We start from the raw sequence: 12,562 nt of genomic DNA, 5'->3' as shown, positions 1-12,562 counted from the left end.
AAGAGCCGCGCCCCGAAGGGTGCGGCTCTTCGCTCGGTTCTCGGACCGGTCTCCTCGCGGAGCGTCCCGGCTAGCGGACCTCGGTGATCTCCGGTCCGCGCTGGAGCTGGCCCATGCCACCGGAGAAGCGCGAGCCCTCCTCCTGCTGCTGGACGCCCTCGGGCACCATCTGGGCGTCGTTGGGCAGCTTCAGGACGATCGGGTCGCGGGGCGCCATCGGGCCCTCGCCGCGGACCACGACCGTGTCCCGGAAGATCTGCTCCAGCAGACCGGCCGCCTGCGGCTGCACCGCGCCCTGCCCGGAGATCACCCCGCGCAGGAACCAGCGGGGTCCGTCCACGCCGATGAACCGCACGACCTGGAAACCGCCCGTGCCGTCCGGCAGTTGCACCGGAACCTGGGCACGCAGCTCCCAGCCCAGCGGGCCCTCGACCTCGTCGACGATGCCACCCTGCTGGGTGATGCCGGTGGCGATCTCCTCGCGCACCTCGCCCCAGATGCCCTCGCGCTTGGGTGCGGCGAAGGCCTGCAACTGGACGGCGCTGTCGCGCAGCACCACGGTGGCCGCGACGATCGCGTCGCCCGCGACCTCGACCCGCAGCTCCATGCCGTCGACACCCGGCACGAACAGACCGCCCAGGTCGACCCGGCCCTCGGCCGGATCGCTCACCTCGGTGTCGTCCCAGGGCCCATCGGGGCGCGGCTCCGGCTCGAGCCGCACACGCGTGCGCCGGCCCTCTTCGTCGTCCGCCTCAGTGTCGACACTGTCGACGACCTGCTCGGCCTCGCCGGCCGCGTCCTCGGCGGCATCCCTCTTCTTGCGACGTCCGAACACGTCACTGTCCTTCCCGGTCGGATACGACCGAAGCGTATCGATTCCCACCCGCCAGGCCGCCCGGGGCGACCTGACCGCTTGTGCCGCTCGCGTCGCCCACGGCGGCATGGCCACCGGTGGACCCGAAGCCCCCCTCGGCCCGCGCCGAGTCGGGAAGCTCCGCGACCTCCTGGAAGCGGACCTTCTCGACCTGCTGGACGACCAGTTGGGCGATCCGGTCGAAGCGCTCGAACCGCACGGACTCGTGCGGGTCGAGATTCACCACGATCACCTTGATCTCCCCACGGTACCCGGCATCAACCGTCCCCGGGGCATTCACCAGGGCGACACCGCAGCGGGCGGCGAGGCCGGATCTGGGGTGCACGAAGGCCGCGTACCCGTCCGGGAGGGCGATAGACACCCCCGTGGGCAGAACAGCCCGTTCGCCGGGCTTGAGTTCACGGCTCTCGGTCGTCCGCAGATCCGCTCCGGCGTCGCCGGGTTGCGCGTACGTCGGAAGCGGTACGTCCGCGTCGACGCGGCGGATCAGCACGTTCAGGGGTTCTCGGCTCACGGGGGTCACGGGTTCACCTCGAAGGCACGGGCACGCCGGGCCTGGTCCGGGTCGTTCATGGCGGCGCGGATCTCCTCCGGGCGGCCGTTGTCGATGAAGTGGTCGACCAGCACCTCGACGAAGAGCGCGTCGGCGCGGACGGCGACGGGCCCGTCGGGGCCGCCGATGCGGCCGGTGGCGGTCGAGTAGATCTTCCGCCGGGCCACGGCCGTCACCTCGGCCTCCAGGTACAGCACGGTCCCCACCGGGACCGGCCGCACGAAGTCCGTCTCCAGCCGTCCGGTCACGGCGATCGTCCGCAGCAGCCAGTTCAGCGAGCCGAGCGTCTCGTCCAGCGCGGTGGCCAGCACCCCGCCGTGCGCGAGCCCGGGCGCCCCCTGGTGGGCGGGCTGCACGGTGAACTCGGCGGTGATGGTGACGCCCTCGCCGGCCCGCGCCGCCAGGTGCAGCCCGTGGGCCTGTCCCCCGCCACACCCGAAACACTGTTCGTAGTGCGAACCGAGCAGCTCACCGGGTGCGGGAGCATCCGGGTGCCGCACAGGTTTCACCGCGTAGGCGGGAGGCTGAAGAGCCGCGGAAGTACCACTCACAGCCGCAGACCTTACCCGCGCGTCGGCCATATCAGGACACCGTGCCAAGCTTGGCTCCATGCAGCTCTCCGCCGCCCCTTACGAAGAACGCCTCACCGCCCCCCGCACCTGGTGGCTGATCTCCTTCCTGGTCGGGGTCTCCTTCGCCCTGATCCTGCTGCCGTTCGGCACGCTGCCGCTGCTCGGCGGTCTGGTCGGCGGCACGGCGGCGGCCGCGGTCTGCGCGAGCGCCTACGGCTCGGTCCGCATCCGCGTGGTCGGCGACTCGCTGATCGCGGGCGAGGCGCGGATCCCGGTGGCGGCGCTGGGCGAGGCCGAGGTCCTGGACGCGGAGGAGGCCCGCGCCTGGCGCACGTACAAGGCGGACACGCGCGCGTTCCTGCTGCTGCGCTCCTACATCCCCAGGGCTCTGCGCGTGGAGGTCACCGACCCGGCGGACCCGACTCCGTACCTGTACCTGTCGACGCGTGAGCCGGAGCGGTTGGCCGAGGCTCTGCGGACGGCCCGGGAGACCGTGGCGTAGGGCTGCCCCGCACAGGGCCCGGAGAGGCGCCTGCGGGGCCCGCTAAGGCCCGAGCGCCTTGCGGCCGTCCCCCAGCTCCAACGGCTCAGACGGGGCCTCCAGGGGCGGCAGCGCGGGCAGCGCGTCCCAGGGCACCTGGACCTTGCGGAGGTCGGTGCGGATGCGCCCCGCGAGCTTTCTGGTGTCCTTGCGGTTCATGACCGCTCCGACGGCGGCCCCCACCATGAAGGGCATCAGGTTCGGCAGATCGCGGACCATGCGCTTCATGATCTGCTGGCGCAGCTCGCGCTTCATGTGACCGTTCAGCGCCGACGTCACCGTCGACGGTTTGGTCACCTGGATCCCGCGCTCTCCGGACCACGAGTTCAGATATGTGGTCGTGCGCTCTTTGAGATTGCCGGGCGGGCGCACGCCGTACACCTCGTACAGCTCGGCGATGAGCTTCAGCTCGATCGCGGCCACGCCGGTGATCTCGGCCGCCAGTTCGGTCGGCATCGCGGGCGGCACCGGCAGCATCGCCGCCGCGCCGATCCCGGCTCCGACCGTCGCCGTGGCGCTCGCCGCGCCGGCGACGAGTTTGTCGGCGAGCTCCTCGGGGCCGAGGCCCGGGAACTGCCTGCGGAGCGTCGCGAGGTCCCGTACGGGGATCCTCGGGGCGCTCTCGATGATCCGGTCGGCAAGGTACGCCAGTCCCGCCCTGGCGCGGCTGCCGCTCTTGCGGACGCCTTCCCTGGCCTTGTCCCGGATCACCGCGGCCCGTCGCCGTGCGACGGGCGCGCTTTCCTGCTCCGTCGGTACCGGGAGGTCACCCCGGTCAGCCGCCGGTTCGAGCGAGGCCGATCCTGCAGATCCTTTCGTACCGGATGAGCCCCGCTCGTCTTCACGCGCGCCGTGCGGGCCGTCCTTCGGCCCCTTGTCCGCTCCCGGCAGGGGGAAGCGGCGCTTCCGAGGAGGGGTCGAGCCAGTCACGGCCGACCCCGCCTCAGTCGCAGTCGCGGCAGATCGGCTGGCCGTTCTTCTCCCTGGCCAGCTGGCTGCGGTGGTGCACCAGGAAGCAGCTCATGCAAGTGAACTCGTCCTGCTGCTTCGGCAGCACCCGGACGGCCAGCTCCTCGTTCGAGAGGTCCGCTCCGGGCAGTTCCAGGCCTTCTGCGGCCTCGAACTCGTCGACGTCGACCGCGGAGGTCGACTTGTCGTTCCTCCTGGCCTTGAGCTCTTCAAGGCTGTCCGAATCAACGTCGTCGTCGGTCTTGCGTGGGGTGTCGTAATCCGTTGCCATGTCGCTCTCCCCCTCTGGGTGTCTATCGGTGTCTCCAGCGCACGTAACGCGTGAGAGGCCGGACTTGTGCCCGACCTGAGGCGGAGATTTTGCCTCACATCAAGGTCTGTTACTCAATCGACACCCAACCGGACTCCTCACGAGTGATCGGCTTGGATGGCGATGCGGACCGTACACGGTCCCAATGCCGCACTTCAAAGGCGTCTCACCGTGTACTTCCCGTGATCAAGACCCCTAAAAACCCGGATTATCCCGGCTTTCCGGCAGGTCCTGTGATCACTGAGAGTAGATGGCCGGAAATTCGCCCTTGTGATCGATCACACACGGGTTCGTCGATTCGATGCCCAGAAAATTCCGCGCAAAGCGAACATCCCCGCGTGTCGGCGACATGTTCTCAGATGGGAAGGGTGACCCGCATCACGAGCCCACCCCCCTCACGCGGCTGTGCCGAGATGTGGCCACCGTGCGCCCGGGCCACCGACCGCGCGATCGACAGCCCGAGCCCGACCCCCTTGTCACTGCCCGTCCGCTCCGTGCGCAACCGCCGGAAGGGCTCGAAAAGGTTGTCGATCTCGTACGCCGGCACGACGGGGCCCGTGTTCGACACGACCAGGACCGCCTGGCCGTGCTGGACCTCGGTGGTGACCTCGACCCAGCCGTCCTTCGGCACGTTGTACCGCACCGCGTTCTGTACGAGGTTCAGCGCGATCCGCTCCAGGAGCACGCCGTTGCCCTGGACCACCGCGGGTTTCTGCTGGCCGCGGATCACCACGCCCTTGGCGTCCGCCTCCGAGAGCACCTGGTCGACGGCCTGCCCGGCGACCTCGGCGAGGTCCACCGGCTTGCGCTCGACGATCTGGTTGTCGCTGCGGGCGAGCAGCAGCAGGCCCTCCACGAGCTGCTCGCTGCGCTCGTTGGTGGCCAGCAGCGTCTTGCCCAGCTGCTGGAGCTCCACGGGGGCACCGGGGTCCGACAGGTGCACCTCCAGGAGCGTGCGGTTGATCGCGAGCGGGGTGCGCAGCTCGTGCGAGGCGTTGCCCACGAAGCGCTGCTGGGCGGTGAAGGCCCGCTGGAGCCGCTCCAGCATGTCGTCGAAGGTGTCGGCCAGTTCCTTGAGCTCGTCGTCCGGGCCGTCCAGCTCGATCCGGCGGGACAGGTCCGAGCCGGCCACCGCGCGGGCGGTGCGGGTGATCCGGCCGAGCGGCGACAGGACCCGGCCGGCCATCGCGTAGCCGAACGCGAAGGCGATCACGGCGAGGCCGAGCAGGGCCAGCAGCGAGCGGCTCAGCAGGTCGTCCAGGGCGTGCTGGCGCTTGACCGCGTCGCACGACTCCAGGATCGAGTTGATCTCGCTGTTGCTGGTCGCCCGGTCGAGCTGGGGGCAGGTGCTGCTGGTGATGCCGAGGTTGGTGCCGGACACCGAGAAGGACTGGCCACTGCCCTCGTGCAGGGCCTGGGCGGCGAGCAGGTAGATGATCGACAGCAGCAGGATGCCGGCGATCAGGAACATGCCGCCGTACAGCAGCGTCAGCCGTATGCGGATGGTCGGGCGCAGCCAGGGGAAGGGCGGCTCGGGCTTGCGGGGGTCCCAGGTGGGCTTGGGAGGTGCCGTGGGGAGAGCGGGTGTTGCGGCCATGGGCTATCAGATCCGGTAGCCGGAGCCGGGCACGGTGACGATGACGGGCGGCTCGCCCAGCTTGCGGCGCAGGGTCATGACGGTCACGCGCACGACGTTGGTGAACGGGTCCGTGTTCTCGTCCCAGGCCTTCTCCAGGAGCTGCTCCGCGGAGACGACGGCGCCCTCGGAGCGCATCAGCACCTCCAGGACGGCGAACTCCTTGGGCGCGAGCTGCACCTCCTTGCCGTCCCGGAAGACCTCGCGGCGGTTGGGGTCGAGCTTGATCCCGGCGCGCTCCAGGACCGGCGGCAGCGGGACGCTGGTGCGCCGGCCCAGGGCACGCACGCGTGCGATGAGTTCGCTGAACGCGAAGGGCTTGGGGAGGTAGTCGTCGGCGCCGATCTCCAGACCCTCAACCCGGTCGCTGACGTCGCCGGAGGCCGTGAGCATCAGTACGCGCGTGGGCATGCCGAGCTCGACGATCTTGCGGCAGACGTCGTCGCCGTGCACGAGCGGGAGGTCGCGGTCCAGGACGACCACGTCGTAGTCGTTGACACCGATGCGCTCCAGGGCGGCCGCGCCGTCGTACACGACGTCCACGGCCATGGCCTCTCGGCGCAGTCCGGTGGCCACCGCATCGGCGAGCAGTTGCTCGTCCTCGACGACGAGTACGCGCACGTCGCTTGTCCTTCCTGATGTCCACCCGCGTAGCGCCCCTGAGGGCAGGCGTGGGCGGAGTTCTCCATGACTGTGTGCCTCCATCCTGCCCTTTTCGGCCATAAGTCGGCTGTAAGGCGGCCGGGTGGCAGGAGGGCGGCGGGTGAGGGAGGGGTGAGCGGTGGATGAAAGACAGTTGTGAGACTCGGGAATGCCGGATTTTCTCGGCCGGTTGAGGTTTCCGTGGAAGGAAGCGCGGGGAGGACCGTTCATACCCCGCGATCACGCTCTGCTAGTGCCGCAACACCATGCGGCACGGCGCAATCCGCTTTCCGCAGAGTGGACGTGGGTGTCCGGCACCGTCGCCGCCCGGCGCGGGCTGTGCCGGGCACCTGTTGGAGACGTGATCGCCCCTTCCGAACGGCACACCCCCGTGCCATCGACCCACGACCCAGGACGAGGGGGCGCAGCATGGACGCATTCACCGCAGGACTTCTGCAGCGCATAAGGACGACCGAGTCCGACCTGACGCGGGCTCGCAACGAGGGCGACGACTTCCTCGTCGAGGTGGAGCAGGGCGAACTCGACGACCTGCGCCGCCTCGCCGCCGAGCACGGTGTGGAGGTCGGCGCTTAGCGTCTGATCGCTTGTAGGCATACCGCAGGAAAAGGCAGGGCCCGGCGAATCCAGCGTCGGGCCCTGCCTCTTTGATCACAGCCTGTGTTCACAGCGCCGACCCCTGCCCCTGCCCCTTTTGTCCACGGGCCCTCAGTCGTGCCAGGCGCCGAAGTCCTCCAGGAGGCGCTGGAGGGGCTCGAAGACTCCCGGGGTCGCCGCGATCGTCAAGGTCGGTGACGGGCGCTCTCCGGGGCGTCCGCCGGTCAGGGCGCCCGCTTCCCGGGCGATCAGATCGCCGGCGCCGTAGTCCCAGGCGTTCAGGCCGCGTTCGTAGTAGCCGTCCAGCCGGCCGGCGGCCACGTCGCACAGGTCGACGGCCGCCGAACCGGTGCGCCGGATGTCACGCAGGAGCGGGATCAGGCGCCGGGCGACCTCGGCCTGGTGGGCGCGGACCTCGGTGACGTAGTTGAAGCCCGTGGAGACCAGCGCCTGTTCCAGGGGCGGCGCCGGGCGGCACGCCAGCCCGCGTTCGCCCTCCCAGGCGCCGCGGGCCCACGCTCCGGTGCCGCGGACCGCGTGGTACGTCTCGCCGCGCATCGGGGCCGCCACGACACCCACGACCGTCTCGCCGTCCTGCTCGGCCGCGATGGACACGGCCCAAGTGGGCAGCCCGTACAGGTAGTTGACCGTGCCGTCGAGCGGGTCGATCACCCAGCGGACACCGCTCGTGCCCTCGCTGGAGGCGCCCTCCTCACCGAGGAAGCCGTCGTCGGGGCGGTGCGCGGAGATCAGGTCGGTGATCAGCTTCTCCGCGGCGATGTCCATCTCGGTGACGACGTCGATGGGACTGGACTTGGTGGCGGCCACCGCCAGGTCGGCCGGGCGGCCGTCCCGCAGCAGCGCTCCGGCGCGGCGGGCGGCCTCCAGGGCCAGCTCCAGCAGTTCCTGGTGCGGGGCGTCGGTCACAGGGCTCCTCACGCGTACGGACTGTCCGCGCCCGCGGCGGCGGGGCGGGGGGCACGGGCCGGACAGCAGCCGGCAGGGCACAGGTCGCGGCTCGGCCCGAGAGCGCCCAGGGCGCACGGCGTGACCTCCTGGCCGCGCTCCACGGCCGCCCGCTCCAGGACCAGGTCGCGGACCGCGGCGGCGAACCGCGGGTCGGCCCCGACGGTCGCCGAGCGGCGCATCGGCAGGCCCAGCTCCTCGGCCTTGGCCTCGGCCTCCGTGTCGAGGTCGTAGAGGACCTCCATGTGGTCGGAGACGAAGCCGATGGGCGCGACGACCACCGCGGGGACGCGGGCCGCGTGGCGCTCCTCCAGGTGGTCGCAGATGTCGGGCTCCAGCCACGGGATGTGCGGGGCACCGGAGCGCGACTGGTAGACGAGCTGCCAGGGGTGCTCGACGCCGGTGCGGTCGCGGACCGCGTCGACGATCTGCCGGGCCACGTCCAGGTGCTGTGCGACGTACGCGCCGCCGTCGCCGTGGTCCTCGGCCGGGCCGGAGGTGTCCGCGGCGGCGGTGGGGATCGAGTGGGTCGAGAAGGCGAGGTGCGCGCCGTCGCGGACGTCCTCGGGGAGGTCGGCCAGGGAGCGCAGGACGCCCTCGATCATGGGCTCCAGGAAGCCCTCGTGGTTGAAGTAGTGCCGGAGCTTGTCGATCTTCGGCAGGGGCAGTCCCTCGGACTGAAGGGCGGCCAGCGAGTCGGCGAGGTTCTCGCGGTACTGACGGCAGCCCGAGTACGAGGCGTAGGCGCTGGTGGCCAGGACCAGGATCCGGCGGCGGCCGTCGGCGACCATCTCGCGCAGGGTGTCCGTCAGGTACGGGGCCCAGTTCCGGTTGCCCCAGTAGACCGGCAGGTCCAGGCCGTGCTCCGCGAAGTCCTTGCGCAGGACGTCCAGCAGGGCGCGGTTCTGGTCGTTGATCGGGCTGACCCCGCCGAACAGGAAGTAGTGCTGCCCGACTTCCTTGAGGCGTTCGGTGGGGATGCCGCGCCCCCGCGTCACGTTCTCCAGGAACGGAACCACCTCGTCCGGGCCTTCGGGGCCGCCGAACGAGAGCAGGAGGAGGGCGTCGTAGGGGGTGGCATCGAGCACGTCTGGCATGACATCGATCCTGCCACCCCGCTCCGACAACCCGGCAGCGGCCAGGGGGACGACGGGGGCAGGTCGGGCGACGACGCCGATTCCGGGCCGTACGCCCGGGTGCATTAGGGTGACCTTACTCGTAAGCTGTATCAGCCGTGTTGGCACCTTACGGGCTGGCATCGGCGCCTTACCGAGCCACTTTCGTCCACGCCGTGCCCGAGCCGCCCCGTACGCGCGCGTGGCCGTACCCTCCGGAGAGCCCGTGCCCAGCCCCTACCGCGCCCTGTTCGCCGCCCCCGGCTCCAAGGGGTTCGCCGCCGCGGGCCTCCTCGGCCGGATGCCACTGTCCATGATGGGCATCGGCGTGGTCACGATGATCTCCCAGCTCACCGGGAGGTACGGGCTCGCGGGCGCCCTGTCGGCCACCATCGCGCTGTCCGCCGCCGCGATCGGGCCGCAGATCTCCCGGCTCGTGGACCAGCACGGGCAGCGGCGGGTGCTGCGACCGGCGACCCTTGCGGCGCTCGTCGCCTCGGCCGGGCTGCTGTTCGCCGCGCACTTCGAGTGGCCGGACTGGACGCTGTTCGTGTGCGCCGCCGGCATCGGCTCGGTGCCGAGCCTCGGCGCGATGGTCCGCGCGCGCTGGGCGGCCGTGTACCGGGGCACCCCGCAGCTGCACACCGCGTACTCCTTCGAGTCCGTCGTCGACGAGGTGTGCTTCATCTTCGGGCCGATCATCTCCATCGGGCTGTCCACGGCCTGGTTCCCGGAGGCCGGTCCGCTGCTCGCCGCCTGCTTCCTGGCACTCGGCGTCTTCTGGCTCACCGCGCAGCGCGCCACCGAGCCCGAGCCGCACCCGCGCGTGCGCGGCGCCGACAGCGGCGGCTCGGCACTGCGCGCGGCCGGTCTCCAGGTGCTGGTGGCCACGTTCGTGGCGACCGGAGCGATCTTCGGAGCGGTCGACGTGGTCACCGTCGCGTTCGCCGAGGAGCAGGGCCACAAGGGCGCCGCCAGCGTGGTGCTCGCCCTGTACGCGGCGGGCTCCTGCTCCGCGGGCGTCGTGTTCGGACTGCTGCGCTTCCGGGGAGCGCCCGCGCGCAGGTGGCTGCTGGGCATATGCGCGATGGCCGTGAGTATGATCCCCCTCCTACTGGTCGGAAACTTGCCGCTTCTGGCCGTGGCGCTGTTCCTTGCGGGCCTGTCCATCGCACCCACGATGATCACGACGATGTCCCTCATAGAAGAGCACGTACCTCGCGCGAAGCTCACCGAAGGCATGACCTGGGTGAGCACCGGCCTGGCGGTCGGGGTCGCGCTCGGCTCCTCCGTCGCCGGCTGGGTGATCGACGCGGCCGGCGCGCGTGCGGGGTACGGGGTTCCGGTGGTCGCCGGGGCCGTCGCGGTCGCGGTCGGTTTCCTCGGGTACCGCCGGCTCAGCAGACCGGCACCGGGTCGGGGAGGCACCGTTGTTGAGCACCACAGCGAGCGCGAAGAACGGCACGTGGCGTAACTGGGGCGGTACGGTCACGGCCCGCCCCGCGCGGGAGGTCACGCCGGCCTCGGTCGAGGAACTGACGGCGGCCGTGCGTCAGGCCGCCGAGGACGGACTGACGGTGAAGGCCGTCGGCAGCGGGCACTCCTTCACCTCGATCGCCGCCACCGACGGTGTGTTGATCCGCCCTCAACTGTTGACCGGCATCCGCAACATTGATCGCGATGCCATGACGGTCACGGTCGAGGCGGGCACCCCGCTCAAGAGACTCAACGTGGCTCTCGCGCGCGAGGGTCTGTCGCTCACGAACATGGGCGACATCATGGAGCAGACGGTCTCCGGCGCCACCAGCACCGGCACCCACGGCAGCGGCCGCGAGTCGGGCTCGATCGCCGCCCAGATCAGGGGACTTGAGCTGGTCACGGCGGACGGTTCGGTATTGACCTGCTCCGAGAAGGAGAACGCGGACGTCTTCGCGGCGGCCCGCATCGGCCTCGGCGCCCTCGGGATCGTCACCGCGATCACCTTCGCCGTGGAGCCCGTCTTCCTGCTCGCGGCCCGCGAGGAGCCGATGCCCTTCGACGAGGTCACCGGCCGCTTCGACGAACTCTGGGCCGAGAACGAGCACTTCGAGTTCTACTGGTTCCCGCACACGACGTCCACCAACACCAAGCGCAACAACCGCAGCGCGGGCCCGGAGCAGCCGGTGAAGCCGCTGGCGGGCTGGTTCGACGACGAGTTCGTGGCCAACGGCCTGTGGCAGGTGGCCAACATGCTCGGCCGCGCGGTGCCCTCGACCGTGCCGACCATCGCCCAGATCTCCACCCGGGCCTGGTCCTCACGGACGTACACGGACATCCCTTACAAGGTCTTCACCTCGACCCGTCGGGTGCGGTTCGTCGAGATGGAGTACGCCATCCCGCGCGCCGCTCTGGTGGACACGCTGCGGGAACTCAAGGCGATGGTCGACCGTTCGAAGTTCAGGATCAGTTACCCGGTCGAGGTCCGCACCGCCCCGGCCGACGACATCACCCTGTCCACCGCCTCCGGCCGGGACAGCGCCTACATCGCCGTGCACATGTTCCGGGGCACGCCCTACCAGGCGTACTTCACCGAGGCCGAGCGCATCTTCACCGCGCACGAGGGCCGGCCGCACTGGGGCAAGGTGAACACCCGGGACGCCGAGTACTTCGCCGGGGTCTACCCGCGCTTCGGCGAGTTCACGGCGCTGCGGGACCGTCTTGATCCGGATCGGCGCTTCCAGAACGACTACTTGCGTCGGGTGTTGGGGTCGTAGCGGACGCGCTGGGCGTCGGGGTCGGGGTGCCGCCGCCGTCCGAGGCGCTGGGCGTCGGCGTCGGGTCGGCCGTCGTACCGCCGCTCCCGTCCGAAGAAGTGCCGCTCGAACCCGAAGGGGTGCCGGCGTCGGGCGTGGTGGACGGCGTCGGCGAGGTCGTGGATGAACCGGGCGAGTCGTCACGGGACTTCGAGGTCGACGGGTCGTGGCCGGTGACGGCGTCGCTGACGGTGGTGCCCCCGCCGCCGCTGAAGCTGTTGCCGGACACCAGCTCGTAGGTGGTGATGCCGGTCAGGGTGACCCCGAAGACCAGGGCGGCCGCGACCACCGGCCGCTTCCAACTGCTCACCCGCGCGCGGTAGACGGTGCCCTCGGTGAACTCGCCGGGAGCGGGCGGCGGTTCCCCGAGCCGGTCCCTGACGGTGGCCTCCCGGAGCTGCTCGCCGGTGCGGCTGAAGAAGTGCTGGAAGACCGAGCCGCCGCAGGTCGCGACGACGCTGACGAGACCGGCGCCCACGATCGTGCCGTAGACCCCGAAGTACGAGGCGAGTTTGGCCGCCACCACGGCGGCCACGGCGCTGCCCGCGACTTGAGGGACGCTCAGATCGAGCCGCTTCTTCTTGACTTCGGCGACGTCCGCGCCCGTTGGTTCCGCGACCTCGACGACCTCGGCGTCCGACCTTTCACGCATACCGGTTCCTTGCCTGCCTTTCCCGTACTTGATCGACTTTTGCTGCTTGATCAACGTTGATCGACCGCGATCGACCAACTGCACGAGAAAGGGACGTACAGACGAAACCGATAGTTCCGTTTCGGGGGTTTACGTGAAGTACGCCACTTTCAAGATCCCGAAACCGCGTGACGGGCGGCCAACTCGCACCTCTCGCGAGAAGTTGGACCGCGTCCCAATCCACGCACGTGGCCCAAATGGAGTACTGTTGCGAGCCCTGGGCCCGGCCTCCCGCCAGGATGTCCGCGGCCTCACTGGACCGCCCGGAGGGGGCTTGTTGCACAGG

General features: G+C 70.5%; 14 protein-coding genes. 4 read left to right on the top strand and 10 right to left on the bottom strand.

Annotated elements, in window-relative coordinates; translation table 11 throughout:
• Positions 1–70 precede the first annotated feature (70 nt).
• The 3 genes from ACWD5F_RS08865 to ACWD5F_RS08855 are packed head-to-tail and all read right to left on the bottom strand — an operon-like array spanning position 71 to position 1,978.
• Entirely contained in the window at positions 71–835 is a 765-nt protein-coding gene (locus ACWD5F_RS08865) for a DUF3710 domain-containing protein (protein ID WP_123997189.1), read from the bottom strand.
• A gap of 1 nt (position 836) precedes the next feature.
• Positions 837–1,388: a dUTP diphosphatase gene (dut, locus tag ACWD5F_RS08860; RefSeq protein WP_401721992.1), complete on the bottom strand. Its 552-nt coding sequence runs from the start codon at positions 1,386–1,388 to the stop codon at positions 837–839.
• 5 nt (positions 1,389–1,393) lie between these two features.
• Positions 1,394–1,978 carry a PaaI family thioesterase gene (locus tag ACWD5F_RS08855; protein WP_401721995.1) on the bottom strand — a complete coding sequence of 195 codons (585 nt, stop codon included), beginning with the start codon at positions 1,976–1,978 and terminating at the stop codon, positions 1,394–1,396.
• 58 nt (positions 1,979–2,036) lie between these two features.
• Here ACWD5F_RS08855 and ACWD5F_RS08850 point away from each other — a divergent pair, with 58 nt between their 5' ends.
• Positions 2,037–2,501, top strand: a complete 465-nt coding sequence (locus tag ACWD5F_RS08850; protein WP_451252497.1) for a DUF3093 domain-containing protein — start codon at positions 2,037–2,039, stop codon at positions 2,499–2,501.
• 42 nt (positions 2,502–2,543) lie between these two features.
• Here the strand turns inward: ACWD5F_RS08850 and ACWD5F_RS08845 are convergent, their stop codons facing one another.
• The 4 genes from ACWD5F_RS08845 to ACWD5F_RS08830 form a co-directional block, all read right to left on the bottom strand.
• The gene (locus ACWD5F_RS08845; RefSeq protein WP_451252495.1) at positions 2,544–3,470 is read right to left on the bottom strand and encodes a hypothetical protein; all 927 of its coding nucleotides are present in this window, start codon (positions 3,468–3,470) and stop codon (positions 2,544–2,546) included.
• Between the two features lie 13 nt (positions 3,471–3,483).
• A complete protein-coding gene (locus ACWD5F_RS08840; RefSeq protein WP_005481602.1) occupies positions 3,484–3,780 on the bottom strand; it encodes a DUF4193 domain-containing protein in 297 nt (98 codons plus the stop codon).
• Between the two features lie 394 nt (positions 3,781–4,174).
• Entirely contained in the window at positions 4,175–5,416 is a 1,242-nt protein-coding gene (locus ACWD5F_RS08835; protein WP_451252494.1) for a sensor histidine kinase, read from the bottom strand.
• 6 nt (positions 5,417–5,422) lie between these two features.
• Positions 5,423–6,076 (bottom strand): response regulator transcription factor, encoded by a 654-nt coding sequence (locus tag ACWD5F_RS08830; protein WP_003993508.1) that lies wholly within the window; start codon positions 6,074–6,076, stop codon positions 5,423–5,425.
• Between the two features lie 450 nt (positions 6,077–6,526).
• On the opposite strand from ACWD5F_RS08830, the gene ACWD5F_RS08825 reads away from it, so the two are divergent.
• The gene (locus ACWD5F_RS08825; protein WP_185146023.1) at positions 6,527–6,691 is read left to right on the top strand and encodes a hypothetical protein; all 165 of its coding nucleotides are present in this window, start codon (positions 6,527–6,529) and stop codon (positions 6,689–6,691) included.
• A gap of 132 nt (positions 6,692–6,823) precedes the next feature.
• Here the strand turns inward: ACWD5F_RS08825 and ACWD5F_RS08820 are convergent, their stop codons facing one another.
• Entirely contained in the window at positions 6,824–7,639 is an 816-nt protein-coding gene (locus ACWD5F_RS08820; RefSeq protein WP_401722005.1) for an inositol monophosphatase family protein, read from the bottom strand.
• Positions 7,640–7,647: 8 nt separating this feature from the next.
• Positions 7,648–8,775, bottom strand: coding sequence for a ferrochelatase (locus tag ACWD5F_RS08815; RefSeq protein ID WP_451252492.1), 1,128 nt, complete (start codon positions 8,773–8,775; stop codon positions 7,648–7,650).
• Positions 8,776–9,019: 244 nt separating this feature from the next.
• On the opposite strand from ACWD5F_RS08815, the gene ACWD5F_RS08810 reads away from it, so the two are divergent.
• Together ACWD5F_RS08810 and ACWD5F_RS08805 are read left to right on the top strand one after the other, a co-directional pair.
• Positions 9,020–10,267, top strand: coding sequence for an MFS transporter (locus tag ACWD5F_RS08810; protein WP_401722010.1), 1,248 nt, complete (start codon positions 9,020–9,022; stop codon positions 10,265–10,267).
• A complete protein-coding gene (locus ACWD5F_RS08805) occupies positions 10,227–11,546 on the top strand; it encodes a D-arabinono-1,4-lactone oxidase (RefSeq protein ID WP_451252489.1) in 1,320 nt (439 codons plus the stop codon). Before ACWD5F_RS08810 ends, ACWD5F_RS08805 begins: the two co-directional genes overlap by 41 nt.
• Here the strand turns inward: ACWD5F_RS08805 and ACWD5F_RS08800 are convergent.
• Positions 11,470–12,237, bottom strand: a complete 768-nt coding sequence (locus ACWD5F_RS08800) for a hypothetical protein (RefSeq protein WP_451252488.1) — start codon at positions 12,235–12,237, stop codon at positions 11,470–11,472. The two genes, ACWD5F_RS08805 and ACWD5F_RS08800, sit on opposite strands and share 77 nt — an antisense overlap.
• Positions 12,238–12,562: the final 325 nt, after the last annotated feature.

This window comes from Streptomyces sp. NPDC002499, assembly GCF_053595415.1.
This window is presented reverse-complemented; position numbering and strand designations above follow the sequence as displayed.